Genomic DNA, 17117 nt, shown 5'->3' on the forward strand with positions numbered 1-17117 from the left:
TATCGTCGGCCACTGACGCGATCGAACCGTGATCCCTCGCTGTCACAGTGAGGCGGTTCCCGCCCCATCGGGAGTTCGACGCGAGACGGCCACGAGGAGACGGTGCTTGTAACCCGGAGATCACCGTGTAGTCTTCCTGAACCGGTTTCTGGTGCTTCTGGGCGGTCGGTCCGTACCACTACGGCGTGTGGTTCGCCGACCGCTTTCGACCCCGTCGTTCCGGACGGGCGATGACATCGGTTTCCCAAGGGAAATCGCAATAGTCGATTCCCACGACCTCCTACACATGGACGTATCACTCGTCGAGGGAGTCCTCGAGTCGCTCCGGATCGGCGTCGGATTCCTCTGGACGGCGGCGTGGGCGATCATCATGGGACTGACGATCACTAGCCTCGTGCAGGTCTACGTCTCGAAGGAGCGGATGGCGGGCGTTCTCGGGGAGAGCGACCTCTCGAGTCTCGCGACGGCGACGGTGTTCGGCGCGGCCAGCAGCGGCTGTAGTTTCGGTGCCGTCGCCATCGGGAAGGGGCTGTTCGCGAAGGGCGCACACGCGGTGAACGTCCTCGCGTTCATGTTCGCTTCGACGAACCTCATCGTCGAACTCGGCCTGATGATCCTGCTCCTGCTCGGCTGGGAGTTCCTCGTCGCGGAACTGCTCGGCGGTCTCGTCCTCATCGCGGTCATGGCAGTCATCGTCCGGCTGACGCTCCCGGAGCCGCTGTTCGACGAGGTCCGTGCGGAACTCGAGCGCGAGGACCGCGAGAGCGGCGGAATGACGGATCCGACCTGCGGCATGGAGGGGTCGGACGAACACGCCATCGTGACCGACGGCGGTGAGACGCTCCGATTCTGCTCCGAGGGCTGTCTCGAGACCTATCGGCAACAGACCGCCAGCAACGGCGCGTGGACCGACGAACTCCGGTCGTGGGGCGGCTGGTACAAGATCGCGAACCAGTACCGGAAGGAGTGGTCGATGCTCTGGACGGACGTCGTCGCGGGGTTTCTCGTCTCGGGCTTCGTCATCGTGTTCGTCCCCCAGTCGGTCTGGAACGCGCTGTTTCTCGAGGGTGACGGCCTGCTCGTGACCGCCGAGAACGCAGTGATGGGCGTCGTGATCGCCGTCATCAGCTTCGTCGGGAGCATGGGCAACGTCCCGTTCGCGGTCGCCCTCTGGGGTGGCGGGATCAGCTTCGCCGGCGTCATCGCGTTCGTCTACGCCGATCTCATTACGGTTCCGGTGTTGAACGTCTACCGGAAGTACTACGGCTGGGCGGTCATGCTGTACATCCTCGGCGTCTTCTTCGTGACGATGGCGTTTACCGGCTTTCTCATGGAACTGCTGTTCGACGCGCTCGGCATCGTCCCGAACTTGGCCGGCGGCGAGACGGCGACCGAGCAGCGGTACTTCGAACTGAACTATACCTTCTATCTCAACCTCGTCGCCTTCGCCGTCTCCGGGTTCCTCCTGTTCGTGTACCGTCGCGGGCTCGGTGCCCCCGGGAAGTACCGCGACCCGGTCTGTGGGATGCGAACCGACGACGACGGCCCGAGCGCGACACACGACGGCGAGACCTACTACTTCTGTTCGACCACCTGCAAGCGGGCGTTCGAGGACGCGCCGGCCGACTTCGCGGCGCACCCGCCGCGGGTGTCGGACGACGGGTCGTCGCACGACCACCACTGACGCCGCCGTCAGTCGTTGAAAAAACGGGTTAGGCCGACGCGTCGTAGCCGGCCTCGTCGACCGCGCTGACGAGCGCTTGCGGGTCCGCATCTCCCTCGACGGTGGCCTGTTGGGTCTCCCGGTCGACGGCTACCGATTCGACGCCGTCGACGCCCTCGAGCGCCTCTTCGACGGTCTGTTCGCAGTGTTCACAGGACATGCCTTCGACGGTGATGGTCCGACTCATACGCGGGTGTAGGGACGCCGGCTCTTTGTACGTTATCGCTTTCGAGACGAGGGACGGACAACTCTCGAGTTCGGATTCCAAAGCGAGAGTCGACACGAACTTTGCGCTCGAGTCCCAACGGGCGGTATGCGCGACCTCGACGAGACCGACATGAAAATCCTGCGACTGCTGGGCGAGAACGCCCGGCGGCCGTTCAGCGAGATCGCCGACGAAGTCGACCTCTCCGGGCCCGCCGTCTCCGACCGCGTCGACCGCCTCGAGGAGGCCGGGATTATCAACCGGTTTACGATCGACGTAGACCAGTCACAGCTCCGGGCGGGGGTGCCGGTGTTCGTGCAGGTCACGGCCCCGCCGGGCACAGTCGAGGACTGCCGAACGGCGGCCGCCGAGGCCGACGCCGTCGAACACGTGTTCGTCACCGCCGACGGCGGGGTCTGGTTCTACGCCCGCGCACAGGTCCAGCGGGTCCGCGAGTGGCTCGAGGGACTGCTCCCCGACGCTGCGGGCATCGCCTACGACGTGACGCTGATGGACGACGCCGAGTGGACGCCGTCGCTCGATGGGACGCAGTTCGCCTTGACCTGCGCGGAGTGTGGCAACACCGTCGACAGCGAAGGGGAATCGAGCCGGATCGACGGCGACGTCTATCACTTCTGCTGTTCGTCCTGTCAGGGTCGGTTCGAGGACCGCTACGACCGGCTCGAGGAGGGTGCCTGACTTTCGACTCGAAAGTAAACACCTCGATATCCTTTGGATTCTGGTCAGTAAAGGGGGTAAGACGGGATCCCCTACTAGCTGGTAATGAGTACTGAGACCACACACTTGGACATCCGGGGCATGAGCTGTGCGAACTGCTCACAGACTATCAGTGACGCCCTGGAATCCCGTGACGGCGTGGCGCAAGCGACCGTCAACTTCGCGACCGACGACGGCACCGTCGAATACGATTCCGAGACGATCACGCTGGCCGAGATCTACGAGACGATCGACGAGGCCGGCTACGAGGCCGACCGTGCGAGCCGCTCGATCGGGATCACCGACATGAGCTGTGCGAACTGCGCTGAGACCAACGAGACGGCTCTCGAGTCCGTGCCCGGCGTCATCGACGCGGAGGTCAACTATGCGACCGACGAGGCGACCGTCACGTACAACCCGGCCGATGTCTCGCTCGAGGCCCTCTACGAGGCCGTCGAGGACGCCGGCTACACGCCCGTTCGAGACGGGGACGGGGGCGACGAAGCGTCCGATCAGGACCGCCGTGACGCGGCCCGTCAGGCGGAGATCCGCAAACAGCTCCGGCTGACCCTCTTCGGTGCAGTGCTTTCCGCCCCGTTCCTGTTCTTCCTCGCCGACAAGTTCCTGCTCGGCGGGACCTACGTCCCGGAGACGGTCTTCGGGGTCTCCTTCGGCTGGGTCGAGTTCCTGCTCGCGACGCCGGTCTACGTCCTGCTGGGGCGGGAGTTCCTCGTCAATTCCTACACGGCGCTGGTACGCAACCGGACCGCCAACATGGACGTCCTGATCGCGCTCGGCTCCTCGACGGCGTACGTCTACAGCCTCGTCGTCCTGCTTGACCTGCTCGCGGGCAATCTCTACTTCGACACCGCCGCGATGATCCTCGTGTTCATCACGCTGGGCAACTACCTCGAGGCCCGTTCGAAGGGCCAGGCCGGCGAGGCCCTGCGGAAACTCCTCGAGATGGAAGCCGAGACGGCCACGCTGGTCGACGAGGAAGGCACCGAGGAGGAGGTCCCGCTCGAGGACGTCGCGGTCGGCGACCGGATGAAGGTCCGGCCCGGCGAGAAGGTGCCGACCGACGGCGTCGTCGTGGACGGGCAGTCGGCGGTCGACGAGTCGATGGTCACCGGCGAGTCCGTCCCGGTCGAAAAGGGCGAGGGCGACGAGGTAATCGGCTCGACGATCAACGAGAACGGCGTGTTAGTCGTCGAGGCGACCAAGGTCGGCTCGGACACGGCCCTCCAGGGGATCGTCCAGACGGTCAAGGAGGCCCAATCCCGGCAGCCGGAGATCCAGAACCTCGCGGACCGGATCTCGGCGTACTTCGTCCCCGCGGTCATCCTCAACGCGATCTTCTGGGGGCTGGTCTGGTTCCTGTTCCCGACGGCGCTCGCCGGCGTCGTCGACGCCGTGCCGGTGCTGGGCCTGGTCGGCGGCGGCCCCGCGGCCCTCTCGACGTTCGAGTTCGCGATCGTCGTCTTCGCCTCCGCGGTGCTGATCGCCTGTCCCTGCGCGCTCGGGCTGGCGACCCCCGCCGCGACGATGGTCGGCTCCACGTTGGGTGCCCAAAACGGCGTCCTGTTCAAGGGTGGTGACATCCTGGAGCGCGCGCGAGACATCGACACCGTCGTCTTCGACAAGACCGGGACGCTGACCACCGGCGAGATGACGCTGACCGACGTGGTCGCACTCGAGGGTGAGGCGACTGCAGCGGACGGCGGCGAGACGGCGACCGACGGTGGGGCGGTAGTGACCCGCGACTCGCTCGACGAGGACGCCGTCCTCCGTCTGGCCGCCAGCGCCGAGCGCAACAGCGAACACCCGCTCGCGCAGGCCATCGTCGAGGGCGCTGAAGAGCGGGGCCTCGAGCTAGCCGACCCCGAGGAGTTCGAGAACGTCCCCGGACAGGGCGTCCGGACGACCGTCGAGGGCCGCGAGGTGCTGGTCGGCAACCGGCGGCTACTCGAGGGCGAGGGCGTCGATCCCGCGCCTGCCGCCGAGGAGATGGAGCGGTTAGAGCGCGAGGGCAAGACGGCGATGCTGGTCGCGGTCGACGGCGCGGTCGCGGGCGTGGTCGCGGACGCCGACACCGTCAAGGACAGTGCCGCGGACGCGGTCGCGGCCCTGCGCGAGCGCGGCCTCGACGTCATGCTGATTACCGGCGACAACGAGCGGACGGCCCGGGCCGTCGCCGAGCGCGTGGGGATCGACCCCGACAACGTCCGCGCGGGGGTCCTCCCCGAGGACAAGGCCGACGCCCTCGAGGACATCCAGTCGACGGGTCGTAAGGCGATGATGGTCGGCGACGGGGTCAACGACGCGCCCGCGCTGGCGGTCGCCCACGTCGGCTGTGCCATCGGCTCCGGGACGGACGTGGCCATCGAGGCCGCCGATGTGACCCTGATGCGCGACGACCCGCTCGACGTGGTGAAGGCGATCCGGATCTCCGAGGCCACGCTGGCGAAGATCAAGCAAAACCTCGTCTGGGCGCTGGGGTACAACACCGCGATGATCCCGCTTGCCTCGCTCGGACTGCTCCAGCCTGTCCTCGCGGCCGGCGCGATGGCGCTGTCGTCGGTGTCGGTCCTCTCGAACAGCCTGCTGTTCCGCCGGTACACGCCGGACCGGGACTACGAACTGCTCGGCCGACTCCGGCGCTGATCGGCGCTCGAGCGGCCGTCGATCCGGTTTAGAAGAGTCCACCGCGTCGCGTCGAACGTACGCGCTCGAGGAGTCAGTACGGTACGGTCGACCGATCAGTCGTCGGCGTTCGCTTCGGGCGCACCGTTTCCGTTCCCGCCGTTTCCACCGCCGTTGCCGCGTTTCTCCTCGTCTTCTTTCTTGTCGTCCTTGTCGATATCACGGATCTCGACGTCGTCGCCGGTGCCGCTCTGGCTGATCACCGGCTTGAGGATGTACTTCCCGCTCCCGCCCGCTTTGTGGGGCGCGATGTCGTAGACGAAGTCGACCGGTTCGTTGTTTCCGATGGTGAATTTCTTGTTCAGCTGGAGCTTGCTGCTCGGGAGTTTCACTCGTGTCGTACTCCCGTCTGTCAGGACGCCCTCGGTGTCGCTGACGTAGATGAAGACCTTCTCGTAGTCGCCGGCGGGGAGTTCGAACTCGTCGATCATGGACGCGTTCGCACCCTTCAGTTCGGTGAGATCGACCGTCCGCTCGTCGACGTCGTACTCGACCCAGTCGTCGCCGCCGTCTTTTTCGTCACCATCGCCCTCCTCCTCTTTTTGGTCACCGTCTTTCTCGCTGTCGCCTTCCTCCTCTTTTTCGTCGCCGTCTTTCTCGCTGTCGCCTTCCTCCTCTTTTTCGTCGCCGTCTTTCTCGTCGTCCTCTCCGTCCCCGTCGTCTTCCGTCTGCTCCTCCCAGTCGGCGTCAGTCTCGTTGGCCGCGCCGTCGTCGGTTTCGTTCGCCGTCCCGTCGTCGGTTTCGCCCTCTTCGTCGTCCGTCTCGTTCCCGTCGTCCGTTTCGTCGCCGCTTTCGTTTCCGTCGTCCGCGTCGGACGACCCGCCGGCCTTCTTGAAGCCGACCTTCGTGATCGTCACGTTGAGGTGTTCGAAGTCGTCGATCACGTTCGGTTCGTCGCTGACATAGAAGGCGGCCGTTCCCATGCCGCCGTCGCTCGAGTCGTCCACGCTCGAGGGATCGTCGCCCGCCGAGTCGGTCGCCGGTTGTCCGCCCATGCCGCCGGCACAGCCGGCGACGGCCACGAGGGCCGCGACGACTACCAGTTGGATCGTGCGTCTGTCCATAGCCACTGACAGTCAGTGTGCCTGTAAAAAGGGGCGCGACGATTGGCTCCGTTCAGGACCGTTCATCCGGGCTGAACTGGCCGAAACCGTCGGGTCGCGTCCTAGGGCGCCCCCGTCCCCCCGAGCCGCTCGGCGAACAGCGCCTCGAGCAGGGCGGGCGTGACGAAGGCCTCGACGAACGCGGCGACGACCAGCAGGAGCCAGCCGGCGAGGACGAGGAGGCCGGTCCGGTAGAGGTACCGCTTCGTGAGGATCGCATCGCGGCTGCCCCGAAGCCGTTGTCCGACCCGGTATAGCAGCCGGAAGCCGACGCCGGCGGCGATAAACAGGGCGGGCAGTTCGAAGATCCCGTGGGGGAGCAGGCCGACGAGGATGAAGCCCGGCCCCACGTCGGCGGCGATGGCGGCACCGACGTTGCCGACGATGATCCCGTTAAACACCATCGCCCACGCGGTCAGGAGCCCCAGCGATAGCGCGCCGACGATCGAGAGCAGGAACGCCCGGCTGTTGTTCACGAGCAGGAACCGCGCCAGTTCGAGCCCGGAGAAGTCGGCGATCTCCTCGGGGAAGAGACCCTCGCCGAGCAGGTCGGCGATGATCTCGAGGAGGTTGTGGCCGGCCGCCAGCAGGAGGACGCCGACGACGACGCCGATAGCGAACAGGCCGGCCGCGAAGCCGACGAACCGACTGTGTTCGTCCCAGGCGTCGGCCAGTGCCGCTCTCGGCGGGTAGCCGGCGACGAACGCGCTGACTCCGTTCCGTCGGGGTGGGTCGTCCATACCGGATGTTCCGTCACCGAACTGTTAAACCCGCCGACTGGTCCGGTCGGGCTCGAGCCGTCGATCCTCGCCGAAACCGAACTCGGTACGCCAGATCGACAGTATAAGGCCACCCGGCGAGAACCCTCGAGCAATGACGACGCTTGCGATTACCGGCGGGCGGGTCCTCCGACCCGATCTGACGGTGACGACCGCGGACGTACTGATCGATGGGGATGCCGGCGAGGTTCTCGAGGTCGGTCCCGACCTCGGCGGCGCGGCCGACGAGACCCTCGACGCCGACGGATCGCTAGTCACCCCGGGGTTCGTCAACGGCCACTGCCACGTCGCGATGACGCTGCTGCGGGGGTACGCCGACGACAAACCGCTGGATGCCTGGCTCCAAGAGGACATCTGGCCGGCCGAGGCCGAACTGAACGCCGAGACCGTCCGCGCGGGGACCGAACTCGGCGTTCTCGAGATGATCAAATCCGGCGTCACCGCCTTCGCGGACATGTACTTCTTCGTACCGACGATCGCCGAGACGGTCGCCGACGCCGGCCTGCGGGCCCGACTCGGCCACGGCGTGATCTCGGTGGGCAAGGACGACGAGGCGGCCCGCGAGGACGCCCGCGAGGGACTCGCGGTCGCCGAGGAGGTCGACGGACTGGCCGGCGGCCGGATCTCGTCGGCCTTTATGCCCCACTCGCTGACGACCGTCGACAGCGAGTACCTGTCGGAGTTCGTGCCACAGGCCCGCGACCTCGACGTTCCGATCCACTACCACGCCAACGAGACCGCCGAGGAGGTCGCGCCGATCGTCGACGAACACGGCGAGCGTCCCCTCGAGTACGCCGCGGAACGGGGGATGCTCGAGTCCGAGGACTTCATCGCCCACGGCGTCCACGTCGACGACCGGGAGATCGAACTGCTGGCCGAGGCCGGGACCGGCGTGATCCACTGTCCGGCCTCGAACATGAAACTCGCCAGCGGGATGGCACCCGTCCAGCGGCTGCGCGAGGCCGGCGTCACCGTCGGGCTCGGCACCGACGGCGCGGCCTCGAACAACGACCTCTCGATGCTCGACGAGGCCCGCGACGCGGCCATGCTGGGCAAGCTCGCGGCCGACGACGCGAGCGCGGTGCCCGCCGAGGCGGTCGTCGAGATGGCGACGCACGGCAGCGCCGACGCGATCGGCCTCGAGTCGGGCCGGCTCGAGGCGGGCGCGCCGGCCGACCTCGCGGTGATCGACCTCGAGACGCCGCATCTGACGCCGCGTCACGACCTCGTGAGCCACCTCGCGTACGCGGCCGCAGCGGCCGACGTGCGCCACACCGTCTGTGACGGCCGGGTACTCATGCGCGACCACGAGGTCCTGACCCTCGACGAGGCGGCGGTCCGGGACCGAGCGCTCGAGTCCGCCGAGTCGTTGGTGGCTCGCGCCAGCGAGTGAACCAGTGAGACACCCCACCGACTCACTCGAGATAAACGCTCAAAACGCTCCATAAACGCTTAAACCTCGTTTGAATCCGTTTTAACACGAAGCAAACGCCGAGAACTGCCGGCGGGGTTTATCTAATAAACCGGGAAAGTCAGGAGCGGATGAAGAACAAACTGCTCACGATGACGCTGGTCGCCGTTATGGTCACGTCCGTGTTCGCCTCGGCGGGCGCGGCCGCGGCCACCGTCGACGGTGACCTCGACGTGTCCGTCGACGACGGCGAGGACGTCGTCGTCGGCGTCACGGCAAACGACACTGCGGTCGCGAACGCGACCGTCGACGTATCGACAACTGACGAGAACGCGACCTACGAGGGGACCGGGACGTACACGACGGACAACGACGGGACGGTCGAACTTCCCGACCCCGTCGAAAACGTCACCGTCTCGGTGACCGCGACGGCCGACAATCGGACGGCCTCGACCACGGCGACGCTGACCGCAGCGAGCAACGAGACGCTGGACGGCAACGAGACCGTGGATGGGAACGAGACCGACAACGAGTCGGCCAACGAGACGAGCTTCGGTTCGCTCGTCTCCGATTTCGTTGAGACCCAGCAAAACGAGTCCAACGAGTCGACCGGTATCGCCGTCGCGAACTTCGTCGTCGCCAACAACCCCGGCAACGCGCCGAGCCACGCCGGTCCGCCGAGCCACGCCGGCCCGCCGGACGCGGATGACGACGACGAGGACGACGAGGATGAAGACGATGACGACGAACGCGGTCCGCCGGAACACGCCGGCCCGCCGACTGACGGCGACGACGAGGACGAAGGCGACGACGAGCAGGTCGACGACGATGACGACGAACACGGTCCGCCGGAACACGCCGGTCCGCCGGCTGACGGCGACGACGAGGAGGACACCGACGACACTGACGAAGACGACACCGACGACGAGGAGGACACCGACGACACTGACGAAGACGACACCGACGACGAGGAGGACGCCGACGACACCGACGATTCGGACGCTGACACTCCCGACAGCGAGCAGTAATCCCCCTCGAAATCGATACCAGACACCGGGGATGACCGAGCGGATCGGCGTCGCCGGTGGCGGAACCCGATCGCGGCCGTCTCCGGATCGCCGCGATCGTGCGGGCACGTAGTGCGGCCGATCCACCCACCACTTTCGTTACGCCTTTTTCACAGTCGCCGAGTCGGTACGCGGCCGCCTCGAGTCCCGGAAACCGTTCGGAGCCGAACCGGGTTCGGTAGCGTTTTGGCCACGGTCCCACTCTGTCGAGCCATGACCGACACCGAGTATCCCCCGATCAGCGAGCAACTCGACGACCTCGAGTCCGCTCGCGAGGAGGGCCGTCGGAAGATGGACTGGGCCGCCCAACACATGCCGATCTGCGAGTCCGTCCGCGAGGAGTTCGTCGCCGACCAGCCCTTCGCGGGCGAGCGTATCGGGATGGCGATGCACGTCGAGGCCAAGACGGCGATCCTCGTCGAGACGCTCGCGGAGGGCGGCGCGGAGGTCGCCGTCACGGGCTGTAATCCGCTCTCGACCCACGACGACGTCTCGGCGGCGCTCGACACCCACGAGAACATCACCAGCTATGCCAAACGCGGCGTCGACGACGACGAGTATTACGCCGCGATCGAGGCCGTCATCGCCCACGAGCCGACGATCACGGTCGACGACGGGATGGACCTCGTGGCCGCGATCCACGAGGACTACCCCGAACTGATCGACGGCATCGTCGGCGGCGCGGAGGAGACGACCACCGGCGTCCACCGCCTGCGCGCGATGGACGACGACGGGGCCCTGGAGTACCCCGTCTTCGCCGTCAACGACACGCCGATGAAACGACTCTTCGACAACGTTCACGGCACCGGCGAGTCCTCGCTGGCCTCGATCGCCATGACCACGAACCTCTCGTGGGCCGGCAAGAACGTCGTCGTCGCCGGCTACGGCTACTGCGGGAAAGGCGTCGCACAGAAGGCCGCGGGCCAGAACGCCAACGTCATCGTCACCGAGGTCGAGCCCCGGCGCGCGCTCGAGGCCCACATGGAGGGCTACGAGGTCATGCCGATGGCCGAAGCGGCCGAAGTCGGCGACGTCTTCCTGACGACGACGGGTAACCGCGACGTCATCGTCGAGGACCACTTCGAGAAAATGCAGGACGGCGTCTTGCTCGCGAACGCGGGCCACTTCGACATCGAAATCGACCTCGAGGCCTTGGACGATCTCGCGGTCGAGCGCTACGAGGCTCGCGACGGCGTCGAGGCCTACGAGATGGACGACGGCCGCAAACTGAACGTCATCGCCGAGGGACGACTCGTGAACCTCGCCGCGCCCGTCTCGCTGGGCCATCCCGTCGAGGTCATGGACCAGTCGTTCGGGATTCAGGCCGTCTGTGTCCGAGAAATGCTCGAAAACGGTGACGCATACGACGCTGGGGTCCACGACGTCCCCGACGAACTCGACAAGGAGATCGCCGAGATCAAACTCGAGGCCGAGGGCGTCGACTTCGACTCGCTGACCGACACCCAACACGAGTATATGGACAGCTGGGACCACGGGACATAGCGGTCAGCGCTCCGGTCCGTCGTCGCCACTCTCGACCACGAACACCAGACTCCCGTCCGCGAGCCCGCCCAGTCGCAACTGGACGGGGAACGTCTCTCCGTCCCGCCGCATCGCCGTACAGCCGCCGGTCCACCGCCAGCCGTCGGCGACCGTCGGGATCGCCGTCGACTCGAGTCGGTCGACGGTCGCGTCGGGAAACAGCGCCCGCCAGTCGGTCCCCGAGAGCGTCTCGAGGTCGTAGCCGAACCGCACCGCGAGCGAGCGGCTCGCGAACTGGATCTCGTCGTCGGGAGTGACGATCGCGATCGATTCCCCGACGAACTCGACGCTCGCCAGCGAGCGCCGCGACAGCGCGGCCAGCCGCCGCCGCTCGACGAGGTCCCACGCCCGTGCCGGCAGCCGCTCGAGGGTGTCCCGATCGAGGACGGCAGTCAGCCGGCGCTCGTAACGGTGATCCGAACCGGTACCGGTGCCGTCGGCGACGACGATCATCGGTTCGTCGGCCGCGACCGTTTCGTCCGGCTCGCGTGAGTCGGCGTCCTCCGCCGCGCGTTCGTCGTCGCCGAGCGCCGCCGCCGGAACGACGAGACAGTCGGCGTCGCTGCCGGCTTCCTGCGCGGCCGAAAGCGACGGCACCGTCTCGAGGGCGTAGTCATCGCGCTCGCCGCAGGCAGTGGCGACCGCCTCACGGAGGTCGTCGCCGACGACACAGAGCTGCAGCTCGGTCGGTCGTACTCGAATTCCGTCATCGGCTGCGTCGGTGAGCGGACTCAGCATCGTCGATCACCGGCGTCGGGTCGTGATCGGCGGTCGGTTTCGGTGTGGTCGAACCGTCCCGACCTATCTACTCCCATGGACCGTCCCGTTGACCGTGACGGTGCCGTCGCCTCGGACTTCGACGGGCATGCCGTGATACTCGAACTCGACGCGGACGGCTGCTCCCGAACCCGACTGGAAGAGCTGGTCGAGCGCCTCGGGATCGACCACGTCGTACAGCGGCTCGAGGTCGCTGGCGTCGGTGTTCGTCGCGTCCGCAAGCGCGTCGATTACTTGCAGACTGACGGAGTCAGTGTGGTAGTCGAGAGTAGCGCCGGTCATTGTAGACTCACCAATGCGTCCCGGTGGTATCGGGCTGGCCGTTATACACGTAATCTCCTCGCGACCCCGACACTATGTGTATAGCGTCGTCCCGACGATGGGACGGTCGGGGCAGACCGTCTGGGCGGCTATCGTCACGCCGTCCCCGGAACCGCCGCTCGAGCCGTCGACCGATCGGATCTCGTGTGTTACTATTCGGCCGTCGAACAGGGAGTGAAAATAACCGCTCGTATCATTGTGTGTGGTTTCGTAGGGAACGTATGATCGCTGCCGTGGCTCCTCTCGAGGCGCTCGCGGGACGGCGGGGACGGCTCACGGTCGTTGGGACGATCGCCGTTCTCGTCGCGCTCGTCCTCGGGACGATGCCCGCCGTCTCGCTCCCGGCCGAGCAGATTCCCGGACTCGTCGTCTTCGGGCTCGCCGCCCGTCGGGACGCCGACCGCCCGACCGATATCGAACGACTCACGGACGAACTCCGGGGGTTCGTCTCGCGGCTCGAGGACGCCGATCCGACCGCCGACGACGGCTCCCTCCCGGCCGAGCCGGATCTGGCCGAGTGCGGGCGCGACCGAGACGACGAGATCGGCCGGCTCTCCGCGGCCGTCGACGACCTGGCGACGGCGGTCCGGGACCGCGAACGGCAACGGGCCGAGAGCGAGCGCTACCGGCGGGAAATCGCCCGGATCACGTCCGAATCGGGGCTGGGGACCGAGACGAAGATCCGCCGGCTGCTCGAGTTGGGCTGTGAGCGGCTCGGTCTCGAGACGGGACTCGTCTCGCACGTCGACGAACCGGCCGACCGGTACGAGATCGAGGCGGCCGTCGGAGCCGAGGCCGACCTCGAGGGAGCGGTACTGGACCTTTCGGAGACCCATTGCCGGAACACCGTTACGTCGGACGACGTGGTCGGGATCTCGGAGACGCCGGCGGCCGACGTCGACGTGGGTGCGGCCGTCGAATCCGTCGTCGGCTGTTACATCGGCGGGAAGATACGCGTCGACGGGGACCTCTACGGCACGGTCTGTTTCGTGAGCGACGATCCGCGGGACCGGCCGTTCTCGCCGGCGGAACGGTCGTTCGTCGATCTGCTCGCCCGGTGGGTCAGCGGGGCGTTCGAACGCCGCGAGTACGTCGCGGCCATCGAAGAACGGGAGCGCCGCCTCGAGCGGACACAGGCGTTTACCGACGACATGTTAGATGCCGTCGACGACGTTGTCTACCTGCTCGAGGAAGACGGCGACCTCAGGCGGTGGAACGAGACGCTGGTCGACGTGACGGGCTATTCGGACGCGGAGATCGCGGAGATGAACGCCCTCGATTTCTTCGACGCCGAGAACGAGGGGGCGATCCGGGAGTCGATGCAGGAGGCGTTCGAGACTGGCGAGACCCTCGTCGAGGCCGAACTCCGGACGAAATCGGGGGAGCGGATCCCCTACGAGTTCATCGCGTCGGTACTCGAGGATCCGAACGGGAACCCGGTCGAGGTCGGGATCGGCCGCGACATCAGCGACCGCAAGGAACGCGAGCGCCGCCTCGAACGGACGACGTCCCTGCTCGAGCAGTCCCAGCGGCTGGCCGACGTCGGCGCGTGGGAACTGGACGTCTCCACGGAGCCGTACGACCTCCAGTGGACCGCCGAGATCCGCCGCATTCTCGGCGTTTCACCGGACGAACCGATCGACCTCGAGAGTGCGTTCGAGTTCTACCACCCCGAGGACCGTCCCCGCATTCGCGAGGCGGTCGAGCGTGCGATCACCGACGGGGAGCCCTACGACATAGAGCTTCGCATGTGGACGGCCGACGGCGATCGGCGGTGGGTGCGGACGATCGGCGAACCGGTCCGTGAGGACGGCGAGATCGTCACGCTCCGTGGCTCGTTCCAGGACGTTACGGAGCGGAAAGAGCGCGAACGCGATCTCGAGCGCGCCGAGACGGTCCTCCAGGCGCTGGACGAACTCGTCTACACGATCGACGCGGACGGGGAGTTTACCTACCTGAACGACGCCCTCGAGGGGATCACCGGCTACGAGCCCGACGACCTGATCGGCGACCACGTCTCGACGATGATGGACGACGACGACCTCGAGACGGCCCGGGACCGGATCCGTGACCTCCGCAGTGCCGGCGAGCCCACTCGAACCTTCGAGATGGACCTCGAGACCGCCGATGGCGACGTGATCGACGTCGAAAATCACATGGCGCTGTTGCCCAGCGACGACGGCGAGTTCGCCGGGACCGCGGGGGTCCTTCGCGATATCACCGATCGCAAGGAACGGGAACGCGACCTAGAGCGGTTCGAGGCGATCGTACAGGCGCTGGACGAACTGGTCTACACGCTCGACGAAGAGGGACGATTCACCTATTTGAACGACGCTGCCAAGCCGATCCTCGGCTACGAGCCCGAGGAACTGATCGGCAAACCCGCGGCGACAGTGATCCCGGCGGCGGACGTCGAGCGGGCACAGGACCGGATCCGCGAACTCCTTCGGTCGGACGTTCCCTCCCAGACGGTCGAGATCGTCCTCGAGACCGCCGACGACGAGGTGATCGACGTCGAAAACCACATCGCGTTGTTGCCAAGCGACGACGGCGAGTTCGTGGGGTCCGCGGGGGTCGTCCGCGACATCACGGCGCGCAAAGAGCGCGAACGCGACTTGGAGCGGACGACCGAACTGCTCAAACAGGCCGAACGCCTCGCCGGCATCGGCGGCTGGGAACTCGACCTCAGCGGCGAGACGCGGGACGTGACCTTTACCGACGGCTTGCATCGTCTCTACGACCTCCCGCTGGACGCGACGGTCGACTCGGAGCTGGCGACCTCGTTCCCCCATCCCGAGGACCGAGAACGCGTCCTCGAGATCGTCGATCGCACGATCGAAGCGGGCGAGGGATACGACATCGAACACCGAATGCGGACCATGACGGGGGACGAACGGTGGGTCCGTTCGACCGGCGAGCCGATCCGTGCGGACGGTGCCGATGACGCCGGCATCGTCGGTGTCCGCGGGACGATTCAGGACATCACCGACCGCAAGGAGCGCGAACTGACCCTCGAGTCGCTACACGACGCGGCCAGGGACCTGCTCGGCACCGACACCGAAGCGGAGGTATCGGCGCTGGTCGTCGAGACCGCCGCGGACATCCTCGAGGCGTCGGGTGCGGCCGTGTACCGGCTCGATCCGGCGGTCAATCGACTCGTCCCCGCCGCCTCGACCGAGGCGTTCGACCGCCTCTGTAACGGGGCTCCGTCGGTCGCCATCGGCGACGGCGAGTCCGCCCTCTGGAGTACCTACGTGACCGGGACGGGGACCGTCGTCGACGATCCGTCGTCGGTTGATCGGTCGCAGGTCTTCGGTCCGACCGTCGAGAGCGGGGTCATCGTCCCGATCGGCGATTACGGCGTCTTCACGGTCGCGACCGACGCGGAGCCGATCGACGCCGAGGCGAGGCGGCTGATCGAGACGCTCGTCGCGACGACCGAGGCCGCGTTCGACCGCCTCGAGAGCGAGGCCAGCCTCCGCGAGCGGGAGGCACAACTCGAGGCCCGAAACGAGCGGCTCAACAGACAGATCGAGACGACGGAACTGATCAGGCGGATCGATCAGGTCCTCATCGGGGCCGAGAGCCGCGGGGAGATCGAGCGGACCGTTCCCGAGCGACTACTGGAGGCCGACTCGGTCGCGTTCGCCTGGATCGGCGACCGCGACCCGAGCGGGACCCGTCTCGAGCCCCGTGCCTGGGCCGGCGACGGGGAGGCGTATCTCGACGACGTCTCGCTCGCGGACGACGCCGCCGAGCCGGCCGTCCGAACCGCCATCGACGGGACGCCGACGGTCGTCTCCAACGTCGTCGAGGGGCTGCAGGGCGATCCCTGGCGGCGTCGGGCGGTCGACCGGGGGTTCCAGTCGGTCATCAGTGTCCCGCTGTCCCACGCGGAGTACTCCTACGGCGTCCTGACGATCTACGCCGACGAACCCGACGCCTTCGGCGACCTCGAGCGGACGGTCCTGACGGAACTGGGTGAAGGAATCGCCAACTCGATCACCGCGATGAAAACCCGGGAGGCGCTCCACGCCGAACGGTTGCTCGAACTTACGCTCCGGATCGCCGGCGACGAGGACCCCCTCTCGCGGCTCGCGGCGAAGACAGGGGCCGACGTCGAGTACGCGGGCATGGGGTCACACTCGAGCGACGAGACGCTGCTGTTCGTCGAGACCGACGGCGTTGCGCCCGACGACGTTCGATCGGCGCTCGCGGAGCTGGTGTCGGTCACCGACTCCCGGCTGATCAGCGAAGCCGACGGGACGTGTCGGTTCGAGGCGACCGTCTCCGGCGACCCACTGGCCGCCCGGCTGGTCCGTCACGGCGGCAGTCCGCGCTCGATACGGGCCGACGGCGAGGGGCTCGAGGTCGTCGTCGACGTCCCGACCGGGACCGACGTCCGCGAGTTCGTCGAGACGCTCGGGGAGGGACACGGTGGCGTCGAGTTGCGGGCGCGTCGCCACGTCGAGCGGTCGATGGGGACGCGCAGCGAACTCGTGACGTCGCTGTTCGACGCCCTGACCGACCGCCAGCTCGAGGTTCTCCGGACCGCCTACTTCGCCGGCTTCTTCGAGTGGCCCCGCGAGAGTACCGGCGAGGAGATCGCCGAGATGCTCGCGGTAACGCAGCCGACGGTCAACCGTCACCTGCGGCTCGCACAGGGCCGACTGCTGGCACAGCTGTTCGAGGATCAGATCCCGCTCGACTCGAACTGAGTTCGAGCCGGCTCGAGCGACCGTTTCCATGGCCGGGAGTGAAACGCCCAA

General features: G+C 67.1%; 12 protein-coding genes. 7 read left to right on the forward strand and 5 right to left on the reverse strand.

The features are described from left to right. Window positions 1-286 precede the first annotated feature (286 nt). Window positions 287-1684 carry a permease gene (locus tag NP511_RS10865; protein WP_049965174.1) on the forward strand — a complete coding sequence of 466 codons (1398 nt, stop codon included), beginning with the start codon at window positions 287-289 and terminating at the stop codon, window positions 1682-1684. Window positions 1685-1712: 28 nt separating this feature from the next. On the opposite strand, the gene NP511_RS10870 is transcribed toward NP511_RS10865, so the two are convergent. Beyond that, window positions 1713-1910, reverse strand: coding sequence for a CopZ family metallochaperone (locus NP511_RS10870; protein ID WP_049965173.1), 198 nt, complete (start codon window positions 1908-1910; stop codon window positions 1713-1715). A 126-nt stretch (window positions 1911-2036) separates the two neighbouring features. Here NP511_RS10870 and NP511_RS10875 point away from each other — a divergent pair, with 126 nt between their 5' ends. Then, on the forward strand, window positions 2037-2627 hold the full coding sequence (locus NP511_RS10875; RefSeq protein WP_049965172.1) for an AsnC family transcriptional regulator: 591 nt from the start codon (window positions 2037-2039) through the stop codon (window positions 2625-2627). Between the two features lie 84 nt (window positions 2628-2711). Further along, window positions 2712-5309 (forward strand): heavy metal translocating P-type ATPase, encoded by a 2598-nt coding sequence (locus tag NP511_RS10880; RefSeq protein ID WP_049965171.1) that lies wholly within the window; start codon window positions 2712-2714, stop codon window positions 5307-5309. Window positions 5310-5404: 95 nt separating this feature from the next. Here NP511_RS10880 and NP511_RS10885 read toward each other — a convergent pair whose 3' ends face one another. Both NP511_RS10885 and NP511_RS10890 read right to left on the reverse strand, forming a co-directional pair. Beyond that, on the reverse strand, window positions 5405-6412 hold the full coding sequence (locus NP511_RS10885; protein WP_049965170.1) for a DUF4382 domain-containing protein: 1008 nt from the start codon (window positions 6410-6412) through the stop codon (window positions 5405-5407). 101 nt (window positions 6413-6513) lie between these two features. Further along, window positions 6514-7191, reverse strand: a complete 678-nt coding sequence (locus tag NP511_RS10890) for a stage II sporulation protein M (RefSeq protein WP_049965169.1) — start codon at window positions 7189-7191, stop codon at window positions 6514-6516. A 133-nt stretch (window positions 7192-7324) separates the two neighbouring features. Here NP511_RS10890 and NP511_RS10895 point away from each other — a divergent pair, with 133 nt between their 5' ends. The 3 genes from NP511_RS10895 to NP511_RS10905 all read left to right on the forward strand — a co-directional run bounded on the left by NP511_RS10895 (window position 7325) and on the right by NP511_RS10905 (window position 11211). Further along, a complete protein-coding gene (locus NP511_RS10895; protein ID WP_049965168.1) occupies window positions 7325-8623 on the forward strand; it encodes an amidohydrolase in 1299 nt (432 codons plus the stop codon). A gap of 149 nt (window positions 8624-8772) precedes the next feature. Beyond that, a complete protein-coding gene (locus NP511_RS10900) occupies window positions 8773-9669 on the forward strand; it encodes a hypothetical protein (RefSeq protein WP_049965167.1) in 897 nt (298 codons plus the stop codon). A 252-nt stretch (window positions 9670-9921) separates the two neighbouring features. Then, the gene (locus tag NP511_RS10905) at window positions 9922-11211 is read left to right on the forward strand and encodes an adenosylhomocysteinase (RefSeq protein WP_006648574.1); all 1290 of its coding nucleotides are present in this window, start codon (window positions 9922-9924) and stop codon (window positions 11209-11211) included. A 3-nt stretch (window positions 11212-11214) separates the two neighbouring features. Here the strand turns inward: NP511_RS10905 and NP511_RS10910 are convergent, their stop codons facing one another. Both NP511_RS10910 and ddfA read right to left on the reverse strand, forming a co-directional pair. Continuing rightward, window positions 11215-11988 carry a PAS domain-containing protein gene (locus NP511_RS10910; RefSeq protein ID WP_049965166.1) on the reverse strand — a complete coding sequence of 258 codons (774 nt, stop codon included), beginning with the start codon at window positions 11986-11988 and terminating at the stop codon, window positions 11215-11217. Between the two features lie 63 nt (window positions 11989-12051). Next, entirely contained in the window at window positions 12052-12309 is a 258-nt protein-coding gene (gene ddfA, locus NP511_RS10915) for a DdfA family disk-determining factor (RefSeq protein ID WP_006183226.1), read from the reverse strand. Window positions 12310-12569: 260 nt separating this feature from the next. On the opposite strand from ddfA, the gene NP511_RS10920 reads away from it, so the two are divergent. Further along, entirely contained in the window at window positions 12570-17066 is a 4497-nt protein-coding gene (locus NP511_RS10920) for a PAS domain S-box protein (RefSeq protein ID WP_049965165.1), read from the forward strand. Window positions 17067-17117 lie beyond the last annotated feature (51 nt).

Source organism: Natrinema thermotolerans, from assembly GCF_031165565.1.
GTDB lineage: Archaea > Halobacteriota > Halobacteria > Halobacteriales > Natrialbaceae > Natrinema > Natrinema thermotolerans.

Excerpts from the sequence above, each read along its gene's own strand:
- NP511_RS10865 (WP_049965174.1), top strand. The coding sequence starts at position 287 with ATGGACGTATCACTCGTCGAGGGAGTCCTCGAGTCGCTCCGGATCGGC.
- NP511_RS10870 (WP_049965173.1), bottom strand. The coding sequence starts at position 1,910 with ATGAGTCGGACCATCACCGTCGAAGGCATGTCCTGTGAACACTGCGAA.
- NP511_RS10875 (WP_049965172.1), top strand. The coding sequence starts at position 2,037 with ATGCGCGACCTCGACGAGACCGACATGAAAATCCTGCGACTGCTGGGC.
- NP511_RS10880 (WP_049965171.1), top strand. The coding sequence starts at position 2,712 with ATGAGTACTGAGACCACACACTTGGACATCCGGGGCATGAGCTGTGCG.
- NP511_RS10885 (WP_049965170.1), bottom strand. The coding sequence starts at position 6,412 with ATGGACAGACGCACGATCCAACTGGTAGTCGTCGCGGCCCTCGTGGCC.
- NP511_RS10890 (WP_049965169.1), bottom strand. The coding sequence starts at position 7,191 with ATGGACGACCCACCCCGACGGAACGGAGTCAGCGCGTTCGTCGCCGGC.
- NP511_RS10895 (WP_049965168.1), top strand. The coding sequence starts at position 7,325 with ATGACGACGCTTGCGATTACCGGCGGGCGGGTCCTCCGACCCGATCTG.
- NP511_RS10900 (WP_049965167.1), top strand. The coding sequence starts at position 8,773 with ATGAAGAACAAACTGCTCACGATGACGCTGGTCGCCGTTATGGTCACG.
- NP511_RS10905 (WP_006648574.1), top strand. The coding sequence starts at position 9,922 with ATGACCGACACCGAGTATCCCCCGATCAGCGAGCAACTCGACGACCTC.
- NP511_RS10910 (WP_049965166.1), bottom strand. The coding sequence starts at position 11,988 with ATGCTGAGTCCGCTCACCGACGCAGCCGATGACGGAATTCGAGTACGA.
- ddfA (WP_006183226.1), bottom strand. The coding sequence starts at position 12,309 with ATGACCGGCGCTACTCTCGACTACCACACTGACTCCGTCAGTCTGCAA.
- NP511_RS10920 (WP_049965165.1), top strand. The coding sequence starts at position 12,570 with ATGATCGCTGCCGTGGCTCCTCTCGAGGCGCTCGCGGGACGGCGGGGA.